19 protein-coding genes are annotated in these 21496 nt (G+C 71.8%); 13 read left to right on the plus strand and 6 right to left on the minus strand.

Annotation, left to right across the window (positions count from 1 at the left end; translation table 11 throughout):
• The first annotated feature begins 6 nt into the window (after window positions 1-6).
• From ABUW04_RS24545 to ABUW04_RS24555, 3 genes are read left to right on the plus strand one after another with little or no spacing between them, the layout of a single operon-like run.
• Window positions 7-1155 carry a CbiQ family ECF transporter T component gene (locus ABUW04_RS24545; RefSeq protein ID WP_380566624.1) on the plus strand — a complete coding sequence of 383 codons (1149 nt, stop codon included), beginning with the start codon at window positions 7-9 and terminating at the stop codon, window positions 1153-1155.
• A complete protein-coding gene (locus ABUW04_RS24550) occupies window positions 1152-2792 on the plus strand; it encodes an ABC transporter ATP-binding protein (protein WP_380566625.1) in 1641 nt (546 codons plus the stop codon). The genes ABUW04_RS24545 and ABUW04_RS24550 overlap by 4 nt, the downstream gene beginning before the upstream one ends.
• The gene (locus tag ABUW04_RS24555; protein WP_380566626.1) at window positions 2789-3700 is read left to right on the plus strand and encodes an ECF transporter S component; all 912 of its coding nucleotides are present in this window, start codon (window positions 2789-2791) and stop codon (window positions 3698-3700) included. Before ABUW04_RS24550 ends, ABUW04_RS24555 begins: the two co-directional genes overlap by 4 nt.
• A 32-nt stretch (window positions 3701-3732) precedes the next feature.
• Here ABUW04_RS24555 and ABUW04_RS24560 read toward each other — a convergent pair whose 3' ends face one another.
• Entirely contained in the window at window positions 3733-4902 is a 1170-nt protein-coding gene (locus tag ABUW04_RS24560; RefSeq protein ID WP_030251191.1) for a steroid 3-ketoacyl-CoA thiolase, read from the minus strand.
• A gap of 215 nt (window positions 4903-5117) precedes the next feature.
• Between ABUW04_RS24560 and ABUW04_RS24565 the strand changes: the two genes are divergently transcribed.
• From ABUW04_RS24565 to ABUW04_RS24575, 3 genes are all read left to right on the plus strand, one after another.
• A complete protein-coding gene (locus ABUW04_RS24565) occupies window positions 5118-6350 on the plus strand; it encodes a cytochrome P450 (protein WP_380566627.1) in 1233 nt (410 codons plus the stop codon).
• Between the two features lie 175 nt (window positions 6351-6525).
• Window positions 6526-8550, plus strand: coding sequence for an MFS transporter (locus ABUW04_RS24570; protein ID WP_380566628.1), 2025 nt, complete (start codon window positions 6526-6528; stop codon window positions 8548-8550).
• A 127-nt stretch (window positions 8551-8677) separates the two neighbouring features.
• Window positions 8678-9688 (plus strand): peptidoglycan-binding domain-containing protein, encoded by a 1011-nt coding sequence (locus ABUW04_RS24575; protein WP_380566629.1) that lies wholly within the window; start codon window positions 8678-8680, stop codon window positions 9686-9688.
• 11 nt (window positions 9689-9699) lie between these two features.
• Here the strand turns inward: ABUW04_RS24575 and ABUW04_RS24580 are convergent, their stop codons facing one another.
• Window positions 9700-10284 carry a TMEM165/GDT1 family protein gene (locus ABUW04_RS24580; RefSeq protein ID WP_030251179.1) on the minus strand — a complete coding sequence of 195 codons (585 nt, stop codon included), beginning with the start codon at window positions 10282-10284 and terminating at the stop codon, window positions 9700-9702.
• 338 nt (window positions 10285-10622) lie between these two features.
• Here ABUW04_RS24580 and ABUW04_RS24585 point away from each other — a divergent pair, with 338 nt between their 5' ends.
• The 3 genes from ABUW04_RS24585 (at window position 10623) to ABUW04_RS24595 (ending at window position 14118) form a co-directional block, all read left to right on the plus strand.
• Complete coding sequence (locus ABUW04_RS24585) at window positions 10623-11609, plus strand: aldo/keto reductase (protein ID WP_030251178.1); 987 nt, start codon at window positions 10623-10625, stop codon at window positions 11607-11609.
• Between the two features lie 258 nt (window positions 11610-11867).
• The gene (locus tag ABUW04_RS24590; RefSeq protein ID WP_380566630.1) at window positions 11868-13553 is read left to right on the plus strand and encodes a glycosyltransferase family 39 protein; all 1686 of its coding nucleotides are present in this window, start codon (window positions 11868-11870) and stop codon (window positions 13551-13553) included.
• Between the two features lie 4 nt (window positions 13554-13557).
• Window positions 13558-14118, plus strand: coding sequence for a DUF1697 domain-containing protein (locus ABUW04_RS24595; RefSeq protein WP_380566631.1), 561 nt, complete (start codon window positions 13558-13560; stop codon window positions 14116-14118).
• Window positions 14119-14169: 51 nt separating this feature from the next.
• On the opposite strand, the gene ABUW04_RS24600 is transcribed toward ABUW04_RS24595, so the two are convergent.
• The gene (locus ABUW04_RS24600; protein ID WP_030251170.1) at window positions 14170-14604 is read right to left on the minus strand and encodes a MarR family winged helix-turn-helix transcriptional regulator; all 435 of its coding nucleotides are present in this window, start codon (window positions 14602-14604) and stop codon (window positions 14170-14172) included.
• A gap of 201 nt (window positions 14605-14805) precedes the next feature.
• Here ABUW04_RS24600 and ABUW04_RS24605 point away from each other — a divergent pair, with 201 nt between their 5' ends.
• Window positions 14806-16254, plus strand: coding sequence for a DHA2 family efflux MFS transporter permease subunit (locus tag ABUW04_RS24605; protein WP_380566632.1), 1449 nt, complete (start codon window positions 14806-14808; stop codon window positions 16252-16254).
• Window positions 16255-16291: 37 nt separating this feature from the next.
• Here ABUW04_RS24605 and ABUW04_RS24610 read toward each other — a convergent pair whose 3' ends face one another.
• Genes ABUW04_RS24610 through ABUW04_RS24620 form a run of 3 tightly spaced genes read right to left on the minus strand, consistent with a single transcriptional unit; the run spans window position 16292 to window position 18388 of the window.
• Window positions 16292-16897, minus strand: coding sequence for a methylated-DNA--[protein]-cysteine S-methyltransferase (locus ABUW04_RS24610; protein ID WP_380566633.1), 606 nt, complete (start codon window positions 16895-16897; stop codon window positions 16292-16294).
• 42 nt (window positions 16898-16939) lie between these two features.
• A complete protein-coding gene (locus ABUW04_RS24615; RefSeq protein ID WP_380566634.1) occupies window positions 16940-17644 on the minus strand; it encodes a class I SAM-dependent methyltransferase in 705 nt (234 codons plus the stop codon).
• A 21-nt stretch (window positions 17645-17665) separates the two neighbouring features.
• Entirely contained in the window at window positions 17666-18388 is a 723-nt protein-coding gene (locus tag ABUW04_RS24620; protein WP_380566635.1) for an SDR family oxidoreductase, read from the minus strand.
• Window positions 18389-18523: 135 nt separating this feature from the next.
• Between ABUW04_RS24620 and ABUW04_RS24625 the strand changes: the two genes are divergently transcribed.
• The 3 genes from ABUW04_RS24625 (at window position 18524) to tuf (ending at window position 21437) form a co-directional block, all read left to right on the plus strand.
• Window positions 18524-19945 (plus strand): nucleobase:cation symporter-2 family protein, encoded by a 1422-nt coding sequence (locus ABUW04_RS24625; protein WP_380566636.1) that lies wholly within the window; start codon window positions 18524-18526, stop codon window positions 19943-19945.
• A gap of 61 nt (window positions 19946-20006) precedes the next feature.
• The gene (locus ABUW04_RS24630) at window positions 20007-20141 is read left to right on the plus strand and encodes a hypothetical protein (RefSeq protein WP_380566638.1); all 135 of its coding nucleotides are present in this window, start codon (window positions 20007-20009) and stop codon (window positions 20139-20141) included.
• 102 nt (window positions 20142-20243) lie between these two features.
• Complete coding sequence (tuf, locus tag ABUW04_RS24635; protein WP_380566640.1) at window positions 20244-21437, plus strand: elongation factor Tu; 1194 nt, start codon at window positions 20244-20246, stop codon at window positions 21435-21437.
• Window positions 21438-21496 lie beyond the last annotated feature (59 nt).

Consider the following 21496-nt stretch of genomic DNA (forward strand, 5'->3'; position numbering starts at 1 on the left):
CCGGCGATGCCCCTGCCGCCCGTGCCACAGCGCAACCTGCACCCGGGCGCCTGGTGGCTCTGGGCGCTCGGCCTGGCCACCGCCGCCTCCCGCACCACCAACCCGCTGCTGCTCCTGCTGGTCACCGCCGTCGCCGGCTACGTGGTGGCGGCCCGCAGAACGGACGCGCCCTGGGCCCGCTCCTACAGCGTGTTCCTCAGGCTCGGCCTGCTGGTGCTCGCCGTCCGGATGGTGTTCTTCACCCTGCTGGGCTCCCCGATCCCCGGTACCCACATCCTCTTCACGCTCCCTCAACTTCCGCTCCCCTCCTGGGCCAAGGGCGTCCAGCTGGGCGGCCCGGTCAGCCTGGAGGGGCTGCTCTTCGCGCTCTACGACGCGATGAGACTGGCCGTGCTGCTGGCCTGCGTCGGTGCGGCCAACGCCCTGGCCAACCCGGCCCGGCTGCTCCGCAGCCTCCCCGGGGCGCTCTACGAGGCCGGCGTCGCGGTGGTGGTCGCGCTGACCTTCGCGCCCAACCTGGTCGCGGACGTGACCCGGCTCCGCGCCGCCCGCCGACTGCGCGGCCGCAGCGGGCGCGGTGCCAGGGCGCTGCTCACCGTCGGCGTCCCGGTGCTGGAGAACGCCCTGGAACGCTCCATCGGCCTGGCCGCCGCGATGGACACCCGGGGCTTCGGCCGCACCGCCGACGTACCGCCCGCCGTGCGCCGCACCACGGCCGCGCTCACCCTCGCCGGGCTGCTGGGCGTCTGCGTCGCGGCCTACGGGCTGCTCGGCGCGGACGGCAGCGCCTGGGCCCTGCCGCTGCTGGCCACCGGAGCCGCGGCCACCGCCGGCGGACTGCTGCTCGGCGGCCGACGCGCCGTCAGAACCCGTTACCGGCCCGACCCCTGGGCCTGGCGGGAGTGGACCGTGGCGGGCTCGGGTATCGCCGTCGCAGCGGTAATGGTCAGCCTCGGCCCGGCCTTCGCCGACGCCCTCGATCCCCCCGTCGTACCGCTCGCAGCACCCACGCTGCCCCTCCTTCCCGCAGCAGCGATCCTGATCGGCCTGCTGCCCGCCTTCACCGCCCCGGTCGCACCCCGGACCGCGCCCGCCCCGACCTCACCCACGACCGCCGCAACCACTGCCGCCACCTCCCCGGGAGGAGTCCGATGATCACTTTCGACCAGGTCTCGGTCACCTACCACGGAGCATCGCACCCGGCACTGACATCCCTCGACCTGACCGTCCCCGAGGGCGAGCTCTGCCTGCTGGTCGGCCCCTCGGGATCCGGCAAGTCCACCCTGCTCGGCACCGTCAGCGGCCTGGTCCCGCACTTCACCGGCGGCGTGCTGCACGGCCGGGTCACCGTCGCCGGGCGCGACACCCGCACCCACCGCCCGCGCGACCTCGCCGACGTCGTCGGCACCGTGGGCCAGGACCCGTTGGCGCACTTCGTCACCGACACCGTCGAGGACGAACTCGCCTACGGCATGGAGTCCCTGGGCCTCGCCCCCGAGGTTATGCGGCGCCGGGTCGAGGAGACGCTGGACCTGCTCGGCCTCGCCGAGCTCCGCAACCGCCCGCTGGCCACCCTCTCCGGCGGCCAGCAGCAGCGGGTCGCCATCGGCTCGGTGCTGACCGTCCACCCGAAGGTCCTGGTCCTCGACGAGCCCACCTCGGCCCTGGACCCCGGCGCCGCCGAGGAGGTCCTCGCCGTCCTCCAGCGCCTGGTGCACGACCTGGGCACCACCGTCCTGCTCGCCGAGCACCGCCTGGAACGCGTGGTCCAGTACGCGGACCGGGTCATCCTGCTGCCCGGCGGCGGGCAGCCGCCCCGCTACGGCGAGACCGCCGAGATCATGGCGGTCTCCCCGGTGCACCCGCCGGTGGTGGCCCTGGGCCGCGCGGTCGGCTGGTCCCCGCTCCCGCTGTCGGTCCGCGACGCCCGGCGCCGGGCCGCCCCGCTGCGCGCCCGGCTCGCGGAGCTGAGCCCGGCGCCGGCGCCCGCACCCGCGCGCCCCAGCGGACCCCCCACTGGATCCCCCGCCGTCGCCACGGTGACCGCCCTGGCCGTCCGACGCGGCGGCGTCGAAGCACTGCGCCGGGTGGACCTCACCCTCCGCCCCGGCGAGATCACCGCGCTGATGGGCCGCAACGGCGCGGGCAAGTCCACCCTGCTCAGCTCGCTCGTCGGCCTGCACGCCCCCACCGCCGGCCGGATCGACATCGGCGGCACGGTCCCGCACAAGGCCAAGCCGGCCGCGCTGCTCAGGCAGGTGGGCCTGGTCCCGCAGGAACCGCGCGACCTGCTCTACTGCGACACCGTCGGCGCCGAGTGCGGCGCCGCCGACCAGGACACCGGCTCCGCCCCGGGCAGCTGCCGCGCCCTGGTCGAACAGCTGATCCCCGGCATCCCCGACGAGGCCCACCCGCGCGACCTCTCCGAGGGCCAGCGGCTCACCCTGGCCCTCGCCGTGGTGCTCACCGCCCGCCCGGGACTGATCCTGCTGGACGAGCCCACCCGCGGCCTCGACTACGCCGCCAAGGCCCGTCTGGTCGACATCCTCCGCGAGCTGGCCGCGGCCGGCCACGGCGTCCTGCTCGCCACCCACGACGTGGAACTCGCCGCCGAACTGGCCCACCGCACGATCGTCCTGGCCGAGGGCGAGATCGTCGCGGACGGCCCGACCCGCGAGGTCGTCGTCTCCTCCCCCGCCTTCGCCCCCCAGGTCGCCAAGATCCTCAACCCGGAGCCCTGGCTGACGGTCCGCCAGGTCACCGAGGCGCTGGCGGCGGACGGCACCGCATGAGCACCGACCGGAACCCGCTCGCGCGTCCGGTCCCGCTGGGCCGCCGCGCCACCGCCATGCTGCTGCTGGTCTCGGCGATCGGCGTGGTCGGCTTCGGCTGGCCGCTGCTGGCCTCGCCCGCCTCCGGCCTGGCCCACTCCGGCGACGCCCCCTGGCTGTTCGCCCTGCTGCTGCCGCTGCTGCTCGCGGTGGTGGTCGCCCAGATCGCCGAGGGCCGGGCCGGCACCGGCGGCCAGGCCGGGCTGGAGACCAAGTCCATCGCCCTGCTCGGCGTCCTGGCCGCGGCCGGAGCCGCCCTGCGCCCGCTGGGCGCGGGCACCGCCGGGCTGGAGCCCACCTTCTTCCTGATGGTGCTCTCCGGACGGGTCCTCGGCCCTGGCTTCGGCTTCGTCCTCGGAAACCTCTCGCTCTTCGCCTCGGCCCTGCTCACCGGCGGCGTGGGCCCCTGGCTGCCGTTCCAGATGCTCGCCATGGGCTGGGTCTGCCTGGGCGCCGGCCTGCTCCCGGGCCCGGCCACCCTGCGCGGCCGCCGCGAACTGTGGACACTGGCGGTGTACGGGGCGGTGTCGGCCGAGCTCTACGGGCTGGTGATGGACCTTCAGGGCTGGCCCTACATCGCCGGCCTGGGCAGCTCCATCTCCTACGTCCCCGGCGACCCCCTGGGCGCCAACCTGGCCCGCTTCCTCGTCTACCACTTCAGCACGGCCCTCGGCTGGGACATCCCGCGCAGCCTGCTCACCGCGGCCCTCTGCCTCGCCCTCGGCCACCCGCTCCTCAACGCCCTGCGCCGAGCGGCACGACGCGCGGCCTTCGACGCCCCGGCCGCCTTCCGACCGCGCGCCGCCGACACAGCCGGCGACGCAGCTGCCGACACCGACGTCGACGCCGATGCCGGCTCCGGGGAGTGACACCCGGGCCGGCAACGGCAGTACCGGTCCCCTCAGATCCGCTGCAGGATCGTCCCCGTCGCCAGGGCGCCGCCCGCGCACATCGTGACCAGCGCGAACTCCTTCCCGGTGCGCTCCAGTTCGTGCAGCGCCGTGGTGATCAGCCGGGCCCCGGTCGAGCCCACCGGGTGCCCGAGCGCGATGGCTCCGCCGTTGACGTTGACCTTCTCCATGTCGGCCTCCAGCACCTGGGCCCAGGAGAGCACCACCGACGCGAAAGCCTCGTTGATCTCCACCACGTCGATGTCGGAGAGCTTCATCCCCGCCTTGCCGAGCACCGCCCTGGTCGCGTCGATCGGACCGTCCAGGTGGTAGTGCGGGTCGGTGCCGACGACCGCCTGGGCGACGATACGGGCGCGCGGGGTCAGTCCCAGCGCCCGCGCCGCACGCCGGGACGCCCACATCACCGCGGCCGAACCGTCGGAGATCTGCGAGGATGTACCGGCCGTGTGCATCGCCGTGGGCAGCACCGGGCGCAGCCCGGCCAGCGCCTCCAGCGAGGTGTCCCGCAGCCCCTCGTCCCGGTCGAACAGCCGCCACATGCCCTGTCCGGCGAGCTGCTCGGCCTCCGTGGTCGGGACCTGGACCGCGTACGTCTCCCGCTTGAACCGCTCCTCGGCCCAGGCGTTGGCGGCCCGCTGCTGCGAGGCCTCGCCGAAGCGGTCCAGGTCGCTGCGGCTGAGGCCGCGCCGCCGCGCGATCCGCTCGGCGGCCTCGAACTGGTTGGGCAGGTCGACGTTCCACTCCTCCGGGAACGGCCGTCCCGGCCCGTGCGCGGAGGCCGCGCCCAGCGGCACCCGGGTCATCGACTCGACGCCGCAGGCGATGCCGACGTCGATCACCCCGGCCGCGACCATGTTGGCGACCATGTGGTTGGCCTGCTGCGAGGACCCGCACTGGCAGTCGACCGTGGTGGCGGCGACCTCGTAGGGCAGGCCCATCGCCAGCCAGGCGGTGCGGGCGGGGTTCATCGACTGCTCGCCGGCGTGGGTGACCGTCCCGCTGACGATCTGCTCGACGACGTCCGGCTGCACACCCGTGCGGGCGAGCAGCTCCCTGAAGGTCTCCCCGAGCAGATAGCCCGGGTGGAGGTTGGCGAGGGCTCCGCCTCGCTTACCGATGGGGGTGCGCACTGCTTCGACGATGACGGGTTCAGCGGCCATGACTCGCCCTCCGGAAGCTCCGGCGTCCGCAGGACACCGAAGAGAACTGATACGCGTTCTAGTTCTGGCCCCCTTTGTATTCGCCGTGAGCACTGTCACGCAAGGCTCTTGCGCGGACTAGAACGCGTTACTACGGTCTAAGGCAGATCTGACACTCCGTCAGCTAAACAGCGGCTGACCCAGCAGCTGACCGTCGGTAGCTTTGGAGGCCCCCGATGACCTGCCCGGCCCTGCCCGACGGCTTCGACTTCACCGATCCGGACCTGAACCAGCAGCGGGTGCCGCTGCCCGAGTTCGCCCTGCTCCGCAGCACCGCCCCGGTGCACTGGATCGCCCAGGCGCACGGCACCACCGGGTTCGACGACGGGGGCTACTGGGCCGTCACCCGGCACGCCGACGTCAAGGAGGTGTCGGTGCACCCGGAGACCTTCTCCTCCAACACCAACACCGCGATCATCCGCTTCAACCCGGAGATCACCCAGGACGGCTTCGAGGGCCAGAAGCTGATCATGCTCAACATGGACCCGCCCGAGCACACCCGGCTGCGCCAGATCGTCCAGCGCGGCTTCACCCCGCGGGCCATCAACGCCATGCAGCAGGCGCTGCGTGACCGGGCCGAGCGCATCGTCGCCTCCGCGCTCAAGGAGGGCAGCGGCGACTTCGTCCGCGACATCGCCTGCGAGCTGCCGCTCCAGGCGATCGCCGAGCTGGTCGGAATACCCCAGCAGGACCGGGCCAGGATCTTCGAGTGGACCAACAAGATGGTCGCCTACGACGACCCGGAGCTCGCCGTCTCCCAGAACGTCGGCATGCAGTCCGCGTTCGAACTGATGATGTACGCGATGGGCATCGCCGAGGAGCGCAAGGGCTGCCCGGCCCATGACATCGTCACCCAGCTGGTCAACGCCGAGGGGCAGGGCAACCTCAGCTCGGACGAGTTCGGCTTCTTCGTGCTGCTGCTGGCCGTCGCCGGCAACGAGACCACCCGCAACGCCACCAGCCACGGGATGCACGCCATGCTCACCCACCCCGAGCAGTGGGAGCTCTACAAGGAGCGCCGGCCGCAGACCGCCGCCGACGAGATCGTCCGCTGGGCCACCCCGGTGATGTCCTTCCAGCGCACCGCGACCGAGCACACCGAGCTCGGAGGCGTCGCGATCTCCGCAGGTCAGCGCATTGGAATCTTCTACAGCTCGGCCAACAACGACCCCGAGGTCTTCGACCGCCCGGAGGAGTTCGACATCCTCCGCGACCCCAATCCGCACCTGGGGTTCGGCGGCGGCGGACCGCACTTCTGCCTGGGCGCCAACCTGGCCCGGCTGGAACTCGACCTGATCTTCAACGCCATCGCCGACACCGTCCCGGCGATCCGGCTGACCGGCGAGCCCCGCCGGCTGCGCTCGGCCTGGCTCAACGGGGTCAAGGAACTCCCGGTCCAGTACGTGTAGCCGGGCCAGTTGCAGACCCCCAGGGGCGCGGGGAACTGCGCGACCAGCCAGCTACGATCCGCAGCCGAAGAACCTTGCTCTACCCCGTTCGGCTCCCACCGCAGGCACCCCCGCCGCTCTGCTGAAAACCTGATGCCCAGTCCCATCCATCAGGCAGGCGGACAGCGGAGGGTCGATGGCCCAGCAGCAGGCAACCGCGGGAGCACCGGGTACGGCACCGATCGAGGAGAGCTCCGGACGGGTCCGGCTGGTCTTCCTCGGCGTGATGCTGGGCATGTTCCTGGCCGCCCTCGACCAGACCATCGTCTCCACCGCGCTGCCCACCATCGTCGGCGACCTCGGCGGTGCCAACCACCTCTCCTGGGTGGTCACCTCCTACCTGCTCGCCGCCACCGCCACCACGCCGCTGTGGGGCAAGCTCGGCGACCTCTTCGGCCGCAAGCACGTCTTCATCATCTGCATCGTCATCTTCCTGATCGGCTCGGCCCTCTGCGGCGTCTCGCAGAACATGCTCCAGCTGATCGTCTTCCGGGCCCTGCAGGGTCTGGGCGGGGGCGGGCTGATGGTGCTGGCCATGGCCGTGATCGCGGACGTGGTCCCGCCCCGCGACCGGGGCCGCTACCAGGGCGTCATCGGCGCCGTCTTCGGCGTGTCCTCCGTGGTCGGGCCGCTGCTCGGCGGCTTCCTGGTGGACAACCTCAACTGGCGCTGGGTCTTCTACGTCAACCTGCCGGTGGGCATCGTCGCGCTGTTCGTGATCGCCACCGCGCTCAAGGCCAAGAACCCGGACGTCCGCCCGAAGATCGACTACCTCGGCACCTTCCTGCTCGCCGCCGCCTCCACCTGCCTGGTGCTGATCACCAGCCTCGGCGGCACCACCTGGTCCTGGAACTCGGTCGAGGTCTGGGGCTGCGCCTTCGGCGCGGCCCTGCTGATCTTCGCCTTCGTGCTGGTGGAGCAGCGGGTGGACGAGCCGGTGCTGCCGCTGCGGCTGTTCCGCAACCCGGTCTTCTCGGTCTGCTCGGGCATCGGCTTCGTCATCGGCCTGTGCATGTTCGGCGCCCTGTCCTACATCCCGCTGTACATGCAGGTGGTCAACGGCAACTCGCCGACGGTGTCCGGGCTGCGGCTGCTGCCGATGATGGCGGGCGTGCTGATCACCTCGATCGGCACCGGACAGCTGATCAGCAGGACCGGCAGGTACAAGATCTACCCGATCATCGGCACGGCGCTGACCGCGGTCTCGCTGGTGCTGCTGGCCCAGGTGGACGACACCACCAGCGACACCGTCATGGGCGTCTACATGCTGCTGCTCGGCCTGGGACTGGGCCTGGTGATGCAGGTGCTGATCATCGCGGTGCAGAACGCCTCGGACTTCTCCGACCTGGGCACCGCGACCTCCGGGGTCACCTACTTCCGCTCCATCGGCGGCTCCTTCGGCGCCTCCATCTTCGGCACGGTGCTCAACAACCAGCTGAACCACAAGATCAACACGGCCCAGGCCAACGGCACCCTGTCGGCGCAGTTCCCGGTGAAGGAGGTGCTGGCCAACCCGACCATCGTGCACAGGGCGCCGGCCGCCGAGAAGCCGCTGCTGGAGCCGTTCCTGCACATCTACGCGATCTCACTGCAGACGGTCTACCTGGTGGCGGCCGCGATCGCGGTGATCGCCTTCCTGCTGGCGCTGTTCCTGCGCGAGGTGCCGCTGCGCACCTCGACCCGCACCTCGCAGCAGGGCGAGGCGGCCGGCCCGCCGACCTTCCGCACCTCGGCCGAGGAGATCGAGGGCATGGTCACCCGGCTCTCCAGCCGCGAGAACATCTGGGAGCGCTACGGCCGCGCCATCGAGAGGTCCGGAATCGACATCAGTGTGCCGGCCGCGTACGGGCTGTTCCGGCTGCACCACGCAGGTCCGGTGACGCTGGAGGAGATCTGCCGCCGCAACAAGTTCAAGCCGGACGAGATCCGACCCAAGCTCGCGGCGATGGAGCAGTCGGGCCGGATCCGGACGGACCCGGACGGCACGATCCGGCTGACCCCGCACGGCGAGGAGATCGTCACCAAGCTGAGCGAGGCCCGACTGGCCCTGCTCAACGAGAAGCTGGACGGCTGGTCCCCGGAGCAGCACGCCGACCTGGTGGCGATGCTCAAGGAGTTGGCGGACAACTCGATGGACGCCCCGGGAAAGGTGATGAACTGACCGGGGCGACATATCCCCACAGCTCCACTCCCTCCCCTCGATTTTCGCTGCTCTCCCTGGACACCGCTGCCACTGTGAACTGATGTCCTGCATAATCGTCCCCTGTTCGACTTCGCACAGGGAGCTGATGGTGGGACAGATCTGCGGCAGATGCGGCCTGGCGCTGTCGAGCGGCGGCTGCGGCTGCCGCCCGGACGACGCCGAGACGGCGGTGCTGCCGGTGATCGGCGGACCGGAACTGGTCCGTCCCTACGTCCATCCGGCCGACGCCGCCGACCCGGTGGACCCGGCCGAGGCCGCGCACCTCGCCGCCGAGGCCGCTGAGGCCGCTGAAGCCGCAGGGGCATCGGCCACGAGCGGCGAGCTGCTGCCGGCCGCCCGGTACCTCCCGGCCACCTCGCGGCTGCCGGAGCCGCGCAACGACGCGCTGCCGGTGCTGCGCACCTCCCCGCTGCCGGCCGTCCGGCACCGCGCCGCGCCCCCGGCGAAGGGCCGGCGCAGGCGGCGCGGCCTGCTGATGGCGGCGGGCGCGCTGGCGGTGGCCGGACTGGGCACCGTGGCGGCGGCCCTGCCGCACATGCTCAACAGCGACACCACGGACCAGTCGCTGCCCGCGCCCGGAGTGACCGTGGCGATGGCCTCGTCGGGACCGGACGACGCGACGTCCGACGCCCCGTCCGCCACCGCCGGCAGCGCCTCGTCCTCGGCCGCCGCCTCCGCCGCGGCGACCCGGCGGGCGGCGGTGGCGCAGACCTCCGCGGCCCGGTCCACGGCCAGTTCCTCGCCGACGCCCGCAGCGACGCCCTCGCGGAGCAGCAGCCCCTCGGCGAGCACCGCTCCCAGCAGCGCGGCATCGGCCTCGGCGAGCACCACGGCCTCCGCATCGCCCGCACTGGCCTCCGGCTCGACCACGCTGCAGCTGGGCGACTCCGGGTCGGCGGTGTCCACGCTGCAGTCGCAGTTGCGCGCGCTGTGGGTCGACCCCGGCCTCAAGGTCGACGGCAACTACGGCTCCCGTACCGAGCGCGATGTGGCGACGTTCCAGATCTGGTTCGGCGTCCAGGGCGACCCGCAGGGCGTGTACGGGCCGAACTCCCAGGCCATGATGGCCCAGCAGCTGCAGGCCCAAAACCGCTGACGGTCAGTCGGTCAACCGGTGATCGCGCCGAACAGGCTGACGCCCGCCATCACGATCATGATCACGGCGGCCACCTTGGTGATCACCGCCAGCGGAACGTGCTTCATCAGCTTCTGACCGCCCACGATCGCGACCCCGGCCACCGCGCACAGCCCCAGCCAGGACCCCAGGAACACGGACAGCGGATCGGAGTACTTCGCGGCCAGGTTCGCGGTGGTGATCTGGGTCAGGTCGCCGAACTCCGCGATCAGCACCATCAGGAAGCCGGTCCCGGCGACCCGCCAGAAGCCGGTGGAGCGGGGCTCCTTCACCGACTCGTCGTCCTCGTCCTCCTCCTTCTGCAGGAGCAGCATCAGCGCCCCGCCGAGGAACAGCAGGCCGACGACCAGTTCCACCCAGCGGTGCGGCAGCAGGGTCAGCAGGCTACCGGCCGCGACGGCCAGGGCGGCGTGGACCGCGAAGGCGGCGGCGATTCCGGCGAACACATAGCTGGCGCGGTAGCGGGTGCCCAGGACCAGACTGGCCAGTGCCGTCTTGTCCGGGAGTTCGGCGAGGAAAATGATGCCGAAGGTGATTCCCAGAATGATGATGTTCACGTGGTGAGTGTCCTCGGGAGGTCATGAGCACTGCCGTGGCTTCATGATCCGTTCCCGGAGTCGCTTCGGCCCGGCAGGACTCGGGGCCGAAGCACGTCGGTCTACGACGACGTACCAGCTGGAGTGACTGCGCGGCCGAAGGTCTCACCAGCACCGCGCCCGACAACGGACTCCTGCAGTGCCCCGGGCGCCGGGCGGCCCGCCATGACGCGTGGGCTGCCGGTATGTCGACGTTCCGGTAGGGGGCTACTCCCCTTCGATCAGCCGTAAGTCTACCTGACACACCCACTTGCCTGACACCCTCGACAATCCATGCCCCCAAGGGTGAGGGTGAGGGTATGGAGTACACCTCACTCGGCCGTACCGGCCTGTCCGTGTCCCGTCTGTGCCTGGGCACGATGAACTTCGGCCCGCTCACCACCGAGGCCGACGCCCACCACATCATGGACGCCGCCCACCAGGACGGCATCAACTTCTTCGACACCGCCAACGTCTACGGATGGGGCGAGAACAAGGGCCGCACCGAGGAGATCGTCGGCACCTGGTTCGCGCAGGGCGGCGGCCGCCGCGAGCGCACCGTGCTGGCGACCAAGCTCTACGGCAGCATGAGCGCCGACGACAGCAAAAAGTGGCCCAACGAGGACAAGCTGTCCGCGCTGAACATCCGCCGGGCCGTGGACGCCAGCCTCAAGCGGCTGCAGACCGACTACATCGACCTCTACCAGATGCACCACGTCGACCGGGCGACCCCCTGGGAGGAGATCTGGCAGGCGATGGAGGTGCTGACCGCCCAGGGCAAGATCCTCTACGTGGGCAGCAGCAACTTCGCCGGCTGGCACATCGCCACCGCGCAGGCCGCCGCGGCCAAGCGCAACTTCCTCGGCCTGGTGGCCGAGCAGTCGCTGTACAACCTGCTGGCGCGCACCGTCGAGCTGGAGGTGCTGCCCTCGGCCGAGTACCACGGCCTCGGCGTCATCCCCTGGTCCCCGCTCCAGGGCGGGCTGCTCGGCGGCGTGCTGCGCAAGGCCGGCGAGGAGGGCGGCCGCAGCGCCGACCGCGCCAAGAAGCTGTCGGCCACCGAGCGCGAGCAGCTGCAGGCGTACGAGGACTTCTGCGACAAGCTCGGTCAGGAGCCCGGCACCGTGGCCCTGGCCTGGCTGCTGCACCAGCCGACCGTCACCGCACCGATCGTCGGGCCGCGGACGGCGGGCCAGCTGGACACCGCCCTCAAGGCGCTCGACGTCAAGCTGGAGCAGGGCGACCTGGACCGGCTCGATGAGATCTTCCCGGGCCACCGCACCGCGCCCGAGGACTACGCCTGGTGACGACCGGCTCCGGCAGCGGGTCAGGCGCTTCAGGAAACCGGTAAGAGCGCCCCGGGCGGTCAGCGCCTGGTGGCAGCGCTGTGCAAGAAGCCGGAGTCGCCCTTTACCGGGTCGACTCCGGCGACGCCAGCCCGTGGACAGACCTCGACGCAACATTCACGTTGTACGATCCGTCACGCCCGCCTACGCACGTGAGTCGGCGCACTCCGACGACCAACGAGGTGGCGCGTGCCGCAGCAAGCAAGTCTCAGCCACCCCGTGCCGACACCGACCACTGCGCGCAGCGAGTCCCGGTGGGCGAGGACGGCGCTGTGGGCGGTACCGACCCTGGTCTCCTTCCTCATCGGCGTGTTCCACTCGTCCCGTCCGGAGCTGTGGCGCGACGAGCTCGCGAGCGTCAGCGCCTCCGGCCGCAGCCTCGGCCAGCTGTTCGACCTGCTGGGCAACACCGACGCGTCGACCGGCTTCTACTACCTCGTCCTGCACTTCTGGACCGCCGCCTTCGGTGATTCGCTGACCCTGCTCCGGATGCCCTCGGCGCTGGCGATGGCCGGCGCCGCCTGCTGCGTCGCCCTGACCGGCCGGCTGCTGTTCGGACGCTGGGCCGGTCTCGGCGGCGGCCTGCTGTTCGCGCTCGTGCCCGGCATCAGCCGGTACGGCCAGGAGACCCGCGCCTACGCCTTCGTGGTCTGCTCGGTCGCCCTCGCCACGCTGCTGCTGGTGCGGGCCGTCGACGCCGCCGCGCGGCAGACCCCGGAGCGAGCCCCGGAGCAGGCACCGGGGCAGGCAGCCGAGCGGGTCCCCGAGGGCGTGCGTCCGGCGGTGCCGAAGGGCCGCTGGGTGGCCTACGGTGCCTCGCTCGTCCTGATCGGGCTGTGCCACATCGTCGCCCTGGCCTGTCTGGCCGGGCACACGGTCCTGCTGCTGCTGCACTGGCGACGGACCCGCTCGGCCCGTGCCCTGCGCTGGTGGGCGGGCAGCGTCGTGGTGGCCCTGGCGCTGCTGACGCCGCTGCTGATCCTGGGTCAGTCCCAGGTGGACGGCCAGCTGTTCTGGCTGAAGCCGCCCTCGCTGAAGCATCCGACGGCCACCCTGCTGCAGATGCTGCGGCCGATGTTCTCCTCCACCGGGTACCTGGCGCTGTTCGCGGTGCTGAGCCTGTGCGCGCTGCTGCTGTGGCGCCGTCACCGCGACGCGCTGCTGTTCCTGGTCGCCAGTGTGGTGCTGCCGATCGCCGCGATCTTCGTGATCTCCCGGGTCGGATCGACGTCCTACTGGTTCGGCCGCTACATGCTCTTCACCCTGCCGGCCTGGTCCGTGCTGACCGGTGCGGGGCTGGCCGCCGTCGCCCGGCTCGCGGCAGGCCTGCTGACAGCGGGTCAGCCGGCCCCCGGAGCAACCCCCGCAGCCGGCCGGACCGGGCCCGCCGTCCGGCGCCGGGTGTTCGCCGCCGTGACCGCCCTCGGCGTGGCGGCCGCCGTCCTGGTCGGCTACTCGGACCAGGTGGCCGTTCGCTCCTACATCTCGCACAGTTGGACGAACTACCCCCTGGACTCGGCCGGTGACGCGTGGGGCTACCAGCCGGCGGCGCAGTTCCTGCTGCACCGGGCCAAGCCCGGGGACGGCGTCTACTACGGCGGTTCGCACCTCTACATGGTGGGCGCGGGCGTCGAGTACTACCTGCGGGGCCGCCTGCCGCTGAACCAGTTCCTGACGACCGAATCCGCAGCCGACAACGGCAGTTACGGTCCGACCCTGTGCCCGGATCTGGCATCGTGTGTCGCCGGGGCCCCGGACCGGGTGTGGCTGGTGATGGCACCTGCACGGCCCGTCCCGGAGGACGCCAAGGTCCAGAAGGCCCTGCTGGACTCGGGCGCGTACCGGATCAGCGAGCTGTACAACGTCCCCGGAATGAGCCTGTACCTCCTGGAGCGGAAGAGCTGACGCCATGGCCGAGCCGTACATCGCCTTCCTGCGAGCCGTCAACGTCGGTGGCCGCAAGGCGCCGATGGCCACGGTCCGCGAGCTCTTCGGCGGGCTGGGGCTGGAGGACGTGCGCAGCTACATCGCCAGCGGCAACGTCTTCTTCCGGCCGCCGGGCGGGCAGCGCGGGGCGGTCGACCGCCCCGCGCTGACCTCGGCCATCGAGGCCGCGCTGGCCGAGGGGCTCGGGTTCGAGGTACCGGTGATGGTCAGGACGGCCGGCGAGCTGGAGGCGGCCCTCGCGGCCGCCCCGTTCGACGACGTGGAGGTCACCCCGGAGATCCGGCTGAGCGTGGCCTTCAGCTCCGAACCGCTGACCGGCCTCCAGCTCCCGCTGCGCTCCCCGAAGGGCGACTGGGAGGTGCTCGGGGCGACCCGGGGCGAACTGTTCGTGGTGCTGCACCTGCCGGACGGGCGGATGAACGGCAATCCGATGGCGGCGATCGAGAAGGCCCTGGGCGTGAAGCTCACGGCCAGGTTCTTCCACACCTCGGCGAAGATCCTGACGGCGGCCCGGGCCTCCTGACCCGACTCGCCGCGCCGCCTACCCGCTGACGGCCTACTCCTCGCTAGCCGCCTACTCGCTGACGGCCTGTCGGATCACCGCGAGCAGCTCCCGCAGCCGGGTCCGGTCGGCCTCGTCCAAGCCCCGGGTGGCATGGGCGAGGGCGTCCCGGTCCACCGCTTCGGCCTCCCGGTGCCGCACCCGTCCCAGCTCGGTCAGGGTCAGCAGGAAGGCCCTGCGGTCGACCGGGTGACGCACCCGCTCCACCAAGCCCTCCCGCTCCAGGCTGTCCACGATGGTGGTGGTGGTCCGCGCCGCCACGCCGAGCATCTCGCTGAGATCCCGCATCCGCAGCGGCTCCGGGGAGGCGGCCAGCATGCGCATCGCCCGTACCCGGGCCACCGAGGCGCCGCACTCCCGCAGCCGCGCATCCGTGAAGGCGCGCAGACGCATGGTGGTGGCGAAGAGTTCGTCCACCAGGATGTCGCTGCTGCCGGGTGCCTTCATCCGCACGCCCTTCTTCTTCGTCCGCAATTCTTGTGAGCACGCACATAGTGAGTATGCTCAGTATGTGCGGAGGGCCCGAGCGGTCGGGACCGGTCCGCCCCGACCGCCGTTCCGTGGAGGACCGGGGGTCCAGTTCCGCCGAGTTCCTGCGCTGACACTGCCGTCACGATCATCCACCATGCGCCCACAGGACCCTTTCCCATGGCTCACCGCCACTTCAGCCAACGCGTCGTCGTCCCCGTCATGTTCGTCGCCACCGTCTTCATGGTCATCGTCGACGGTGCCATCACCACCGTCGCTCTCCCTGCCATCGCCCGGCAGTTCCAGCTGGCGCCCGCCCGGCTGGACGCCGTGGTCGTCGTCTACCCGGTCTGCGTGGGAGTGGCCGTCCCCGCCTCCGCCTGGCTCGGCGACCGCTTCGGCGGCAAGCGCCTGATGCTGGTGTCCATGGCCCTGTTCTCGGCATCGTCGGCCCTGTGCGGGGCCGCGGGCAATCTCGGCACCCTGGTCGCCTTCCGCGCCCTGCAGGGCCTGGCCGGCGGGCTGCTCATGCCGGTGGCCGGCGCGCTGCTGTACCGCACCTTCTCGGCCCGGGAACGGGTCCGTGCCTCCCGCGTGCTGATCTTCCCTCAGCAGATCGCCCCGGCCGTGGCCCCCATCCTGGGCGGGGTACTGGTCGACGGCCTCTCCTGGCGCTGGGTGTTCTACGTCAACCTGCCGCTCGGGCTGGCGGCGGTCCTCTTCGGGCTGTTCTTCCTCGATCCGCACCGCCCCGAGCAGCACGGCCGCGGCCGGCGCTTCGACCTGCCCGGGCTGCTGCTCTCGGCCGGCGGTCTGGCCGCGATGACCTACGGCATCTGCGCGGGCTCCGACCACGGCTGGACCTCGCCCGGCATCGTGATCTCCCTCGCCGCCGGGGCCGTCCTGCTCACCGCCACCGTCCTGGTCGAACTCCGCACGGCCGAGCCGATCCTGCGGCTGCGGCTGTTCCACGACCGGCTGTTCCGGGACTGCAGCCTGATCTCCCTGGTCGGGCTGGTCCCGATCCTGGGCGCGATGTTCCTCGGCCCGCTGTTCATCCAGGACGCGCTGGGCGGCAGCGCCATGGACTCGGGCACCAGCACCTTCACCGAGGCCTTCGGCGTGCTGCTCACCGTTCAGGTCGCCGGCGCCCTCTACGCCAGGATCGGACCGCGCGCGATCATCGGCGGCGGACTGCTCGGCGTGGCCGCCGTCCTGGTGCTGCTGTCCACCTGCGATCTGCAGACCAGCCTGTGGACCTTCCGGCTCTACATGTTCCTGCTGGGCGTCGCCATGGGCGCGGTGTTCATGCCGACCACGGTGGCCTCGATGAGCACCATCTCCAAGGCCGACATGGCACAGGCCTCCACGCTGAACACGGTGGTCCGGCAGACCGCGGGCGCGCTGGCACCCGCCGTGGTCACCACCCTGCTGGTGATGGGCGGCACCGGTACGGTCGGCTCCGGCGGCGCGGGGCCCTCGGTCGCCACCTACCAGGACGCCTACCTGGTACTGGCCGCCATCGCCGTGGTGTCGGCGCTCTATGCGTTCACCCTGCGCGACGGTGCCGCCCGGCAGGCCGCGACCAGCGGAATCCCCGAGCCCGCCGAACCCGCGCCGGTGGGCTGACCATGATGACTGAGGGCGCTCCGCGGCGTGAGCGCCCTCAGCCCGGACCGCCCCAGTCCAGCGTCGGCGCGAGCACCCCCTCCAGGGTCAGCAGCCAGCGCTTCACCTCCATCCCGACCACTCCCCCGCCGAACCCGCCGATGCCGTCCGCCGCGACCACCCGGTGGCAGGGCACCAGCAGGAACAGCGGGTTGGAGCCCATGATCTGGCCCACCGCCCGCGCGGCCAGCCCGCCCTGGTCCAGCACGTCGTCGAAGACGCCGCTGCGGGCGGCCAGTTGGCCGTAGGCGATGGTCTGCCCGTAGACCACGGTCCGCTGGAGCTTCTGGAGCACGGCGCGCTGCGGTCCGGCGGCCGTCGCGCGCCAGTCGATCGGCAGGTCGAAGGCCCGGCGCCGCCCCGCGAAGTACTCCCCGAAGCGCGCGGTGACCAGCGCGGCCTTCTCCTCGTCGCCGGGCCGTACCGCGTCCGGCCCGCGCTCGCCGAAACTGGTCGCGACCACACCGGCGTCGGTTATCCCGACCCGGACCGGACCGCTGGGCAAGGGCGTGGGCACACCGAACCAGGACGTCGGGACGGACACCGCCGCGACGGAGCCGAAAGGTACCGACGGGGTGGGGACGGACGGAGTGGGAACGGACACGGGCGCGACCCCCTTCAAGCTCTCAAGCCGCTGCCCGCCACGCTATCTGCCGCCACTGACAATCGGCCGCGCCCGCACCCAGGTCCGGTCCTCGGTCAGGTAGGCGTCCACCGACAGCCCGGCCCCGGCCAGCGCCGCGGCGAAGGTCTCGTCCGTCAGCGGGCGGGAGAGGAACACCTGGCTCCAGGCCGCGTCCGGGAAGACGTAGTCGAACCGGACCGAGTTCACCCCGTCCCCCACCGGCTCCGAGGAGGCCAGCCGGAAGATGCCGCCCTGGGCCTCGCGCTCCCAGGGGACCCGGTCGTGCCAGCCCTCGCCCTCCCGCTGGACCAGCACGCACCCGTCGTCCGCGACATGCCGCCGGCAGGCCCGCAGCAGTCCGTCGCGCACCGCCAGATCCCCGGCGTGCACCAGGAACGAACCCAGCAGCACCACGTCGAACCGCTCGCCCAGGTCCAGTTCCTCGATCGGGCTGCACACGGTGCGCGCACCGTGCACCCTGGCCAGCATCTCCGGCGACTCGTCCACCGCCGTGACGGTGAAGCCTCGCTCCAGCAGCGGGTGCGTCACCCTGCCGACGCCGCAGCCCAGCTCCAGGATGCGGGCGCCGGCCGGAACCGCCCGCTCGATCACCTCCGGCTCGTCGCCGACCTGCAGCCGCTCGTAGAGCTCCACCGCGCAGCCGTCCGGGGTGATCGGCCCCGGCCCGGTTCCCGCATAGCCCGTCCGTATCCGCTGAGTCGTCATACCGGCCATCCCAACACGGTGTCAGTGGGTCTGGCCAGTGGGCCGGACCACGACGGTGTTCAGCTCGACCCCGGTCGGCTGCCCGAGCACCCAGAGCACCGTGCCAGCGATCTGATCCGGCGTCAGCACCGGCCCTTCGGGGACCTCATGGCTCGGGTGGCTGCTCCAGAACGGGGTGTCCACCCGGCCCGGCGCGACCAGGGTGACCGCCACGCCGGCGCCGGTCACCAGCACCCGCGCGTTCTCGGCCAGCGAGGTCAGCGCGGACTTGGAGACCGAGTACATGTTGCCCGGGGTGTTCTTGATCCCGGCGGTGCTGCCGATCAGGACCACCCGTCCGCCGCTGCGGGTGAGCTCCGGAAGCGCTGCCTTGATCAGCACCGCCGGGCCGAGGACGTTGACCAGCAGCATCTCCCGCCACTGCTCCGGGTCGCCGTCCGCCAGGTTGTCATGGGTCGAGAAGCCCGCGTTGGCGATCACCGCGTCGAGCCGGCCGAACTCCTTGACGACGGCGTCCACCGCACCGCTTACCGAGGCGTAGTCGGTGGTGTCGGCGGCGACCGGCAGCAGCACGTCCCGACCGGCCCCGATCCCGGCGGCGAAGCGCTCCAGCCGCTCCTGGTCGCGTCCGGTGACCCCGACCCGGTGCCCGGCGGCGAGCAGCCGCCCGACGGTGGCGGCGCCGATGCCGGTGGCACCGCCGGTGATCAGCGTGACGGGTGCGGTGCTGGCGTCCTGGCTCATGCTGCGACTCCCCCTGGTACTGATCTTTGAAGCAATCAATGCGCAGTGCATCGGAAATGACGAGGTAACAGTTTCAACAGAAAGTTGACGCACCACACGCCCCTGGTGGGCTGATCAACACCTTACGGAGCTCCCATGGCCGACGCACCGCCAACAGCAGACCTCGCCCCCACGACCGCCGCCGAAGCCCCACCGGCCGAAGCGGCCGAGCCGCACCCCGTCGACCGACTGCTGCCCCCGGCCCGCCTCGGCCTGCTGGGCCTGCAGCACGTGCTGGTGATGTACACCGGATGCGTCACCGTGCCGCTGGTCTTCGGCTCCGCGGCCAAGCTCGGCGTCTCCACCATCGGCCTGCTGATCAACGCCGACCTGGTGGTCGCCGGAGTCATCACGCTGATCCAGGCGCTGGGCGTCGGCAAGTTGCTCGGGGTACGGCTGCCGATCGTGGCCGGCGCCACCTTCACCGCCGTCACCCCGATGATCCTGATCGCCGGCCAGTACGGGATGCCGGCGGTGTACGGGTCGATGATGCTGGCCGGGGTCTTCGGCCTGCTGGTGGCGCTGCCCTTCGCCCGCGCGGTGCGCTTCTTCCCGCCGCTGGTCAGCGGCAGCGTGATCACCGTGATCGGACTGTCGCTGATCGGCGTGGCCGTCGGGCTGATCGCCGGCAACGACAGCACCGCCAAGGACTACGCCGCACCCTCCCATCTGGCGCTGGCCGCCGGGATCATCGTCTTCATCATCGGCGTCAACCGCTTCGGCCGGGGCATCCTCACCCAGCTCGCCGTGCTGCTGGGCCTGGTCCTCGGCACCCTGGTGGCCATCCCGATGGGCCTGACCGACTTCTCCTCGGTCGGCCACGCCGGCTGGTTCGGCCTGCCCGGCCTGTTCCACTTCGGCGCACCGCAGTTCCCCGCCGCGGCGGTCATCTCGATGTGCGTGGTGATGCTGGTCATCTTCACCGAGTCCACCGCCGACATGCTCGCCGTCGGCGAGATGACCGGCCGCCCGCTCAGCACCGGCGACCTGGCCCGCGGCCTGGCCGCCGACGGCCTGTCCGGCATCCTCGGCGGCGCCATGAACGCCTTCATGGACACGGCGTTCGCCCAGAACGTCGGCCTGGTCGGGATGACCCGGGTGCGCAGCCGCTATGTCGCGGCCGTCGCCGGGGCGATCCTGGTGCTGCTCGGCGCGATCCCCAAGCTCGGCGCCGTCGTGGCCTCGCTCCCCGGACCGGTCATCGGCGCCGCCGGCCTGGTGATGTTCGCGACCGTCACCGCCGTCGGCATCAACACCCTGCGCACGGTCCGCTTCGAGGGCACCGACAACCTGCTGATCGTCGCCGTCTCGCTGGGCGTCGGCATGCTCCCGGTGGTCGCCCCGTCCATCTACCACGGCCTGCCGCAGTGGTTCCAGACCATCGCCGGCAGCGCCATCACCAGCGCCACCCTCACCGCCTTCGCCCTCAACCTCTTCTTCAACCACCTGAGGCTGGGCCGGCCTGGTGACGCCCCGTCAGCGGAAAGCGCGGAGCCGGCACCGGCTGCGGCGCCCTGACCCGGCGACGCCCCGGAAAACCATTCGCTTCCGACTGCGCCGACCCTGCATGATGCTCGACATGTCCAGCTTCGTCATCGCCCTCAAGCCCGCAGTCGCGGGCGCGATGACCGCTGCCCTGGAACTGGACCTGGCACTGGCACTCGCGCCGGCAACCGCCGCCGCGGCAGCAGCCTTCGACGGCGCGCGACGCTGACCTTCCCCGGGATGTCCCGGGACCTCGGACGGGGAAGGTCGGCCCGTCCTTGAGGTCCCCACCCCGCCAGGCCCTTCGGGCCGGTCACCACCAGGAAGCATCATGTCCAAGCAGGCCTACCTGCGCACCAAGCCGCACCTCAACATCGGCACCATGGGTCACGTCGACCACGGCAAGACCACCCTCACCGCCGCCATCACCAAGGTCCTCGCCGACCGCGGCAGCGGCAGCTACGTGCCGTTCGACCGGATCGACCGGGCCCCGGAGGAGGCCGCCCGGGGGATCACCATCAACATCTCCCACGTCGAGTACGAGACCGCCACCAGGCACTACGCCCACATCGACATGCCGGGGCACGCCGACTTCGTGAAGAACATGATCACCGGCGCCTCCCAGCTGGACGGGGCGATCCTGGTGGTCTCCGCGCAGGACGGGGTGATGCCGCAGACGGCCGAGCACGTGCTGCTGGCCCGGCAGGTCGGGGTCGAGCACATCGTCGTCGCGCTGAACAAGGCCGACGCCGGCGACCCCGAGCTGCTGGACCTGGTCGAGCTGGAGGTGCGCGAGCTGCTCACCGCCCAGGGCTACGACGGCGCCGGGCTCCCGGTGGTCCGGGTGTCCGGGCTGCGGGCCCTGGACGGGGACCCGCAGTGGACGGCCGCGATCGGCGAGCTGCTGGACGCGGTGGACACCGCCGTGCCGACGCCGGTCCGCTACACCGACGCGCCCTTCCTGCTGCCGGTGGAGAACGTGCTGACCATCACCGGTCGGGGCACGGTCGTCACCGGGGCGGTCGAGCGCGGCCGGGTGCGGATGGGCGACCGGGTGGAGCTGCTCGGCCTCGGCGGCGAGCCGCTGACCTCGGTGGTCACCGGCGTGGAGACGTTCGGCCGGACCATGGAGTCGGCCGAGGCCGGCGACAACGTCGCGCTGCTGCTGCGCGGGGTGCAGCGCGGGCAGGTCCGGCGCGGGCAGGTGGTCGCCGCGCCGGGCAGCATCAGCACCCACACCCGCTTCACCGCGCGGGTGTACCTGCTCGGCACCGCCGAGGGCGGCCGTCGCACCCCGGTGGCCAACGGCTACCGTCCGCAGTTCTACCTGCGGACCGGGGACGTGGTCGGCGACGTCACCCTGGGCGGCGTGCACCAGGAGTCGGGCGTGGCCCGGCCCGGGGAGACGGTCGAGCTGACCGTCGAGCTGGGGCGGCCGGTCCCGCTGGAGCCCGGCCTGGGCTTCGCGGTCCGCGAGGGCGGCCGCACCGTCGGCGCGGGGAACGTGACCGCACTGCTGGACTGAAGCGCCGAACCAGACCAGAGCAGGGCAAGAGGGACAACGGGCGGTACAGGAATAGATCA

The organism is Streptacidiphilus jeojiensis, assembly GCF_042510965.1.
Taxonomy (GTDB): Bacteria; Actinomycetota; Actinomycetes; order Streptomycetales; family Streptomycetaceae; genus Streptacidiphilus; species Streptacidiphilus jeojiensis.

Excerpts from the sequence above, each read along its gene's own strand:
- ABUW04_RS24545 (WP_380566624.1), top strand. The coding sequence starts at position 7 with ATGCCCCTGCCGCCCGTGCCACAGCGCAACCTGCACCCGGGCGCCTGG.
- ABUW04_RS24550 (WP_380566625.1), top strand. The coding sequence starts at position 1,152 with ATGATCACTTTCGACCAGGTCTCGGTCACCTACCACGGAGCATCGCAC.
- ABUW04_RS24555 (WP_380566626.1), top strand. The coding sequence starts at position 2,789 with ATGAGCACCGACCGGAACCCGCTCGCGCGTCCGGTCCCGCTGGGCCGC.
- ABUW04_RS24560 (WP_030251191.1), bottom strand. The coding sequence starts at position 4,902 with ATGGCCGCTGAACCCGTCATCGTCGAAGCAGTGCGCACCCCCATCGGT.
- ABUW04_RS24565 (WP_380566627.1), top strand. The coding sequence starts at position 5,118 with ATGACCTGCCCGGCCCTGCCCGACGGCTTCGACTTCACCGATCCGGAC.
- ABUW04_RS24570 (WP_380566628.1), top strand. The coding sequence starts at position 6,526 with ATGGCCCAGCAGCAGGCAACCGCGGGAGCACCGGGTACGGCACCGATC.
- ABUW04_RS24575 (WP_380566629.1), top strand. The coding sequence starts at position 8,678 with ATGGTGGGACAGATCTGCGGCAGATGCGGCCTGGCGCTGTCGAGCGGC.
- ABUW04_RS24585 (WP_030251178.1), top strand. The coding sequence starts at position 10,623 with ATGGAGTACACCTCACTCGGCCGTACCGGCCTGTCCGTGTCCCGTCTG.
- ABUW04_RS24595 (WP_380566631.1), top strand. The coding sequence starts at position 13,558 with ATGGCCGAGCCGTACATCGCCTTCCTGCGAGCCGTCAACGTCGGTGGC.
- ABUW04_RS24600 (WP_030251170.1), bottom strand. The coding sequence starts at position 14,604 with ATGAAGGCACCCGGCAGCAGCGACATCCTGGTGGACGAACTCTTCGCC.
- ABUW04_RS24605 (WP_380566632.1), top strand. The coding sequence starts at position 14,806 with ATGGCTCACCGCCACTTCAGCCAACGCGTCGTCGTCCCCGTCATGTTC.
- ABUW04_RS24615 (WP_380566634.1), bottom strand. The coding sequence starts at position 17,644 with ATGACGACTCAGCGGATACGGACGGGCTATGCGGGAACCGGGCCGGGG.
- ABUW04_RS24620 (WP_380566635.1), bottom strand. The coding sequence starts at position 18,388 with ATGAGCCAGGACGCCAGCACCGCACCCGTCACGCTGATCACCGGCGGT.
- ABUW04_RS24625 (WP_380566636.1), top strand. The coding sequence starts at position 18,524 with ATGGCCGACGCACCGCCAACAGCAGACCTCGCCCCCACGACCGCCGCC.
- ABUW04_RS24630 (WP_380566638.1), top strand. The coding sequence starts at position 20,007 with ATGTCCAGCTTCGTCATCGCCCTCAAGCCCGCAGTCGCGGGCGCGATG.
- tuf (WP_380566640.1), top strand. The coding sequence starts at position 20,244 with ATGTCCAAGCAGGCCTACCTGCGCACCAAGCCGCACCTCAACATCGGC.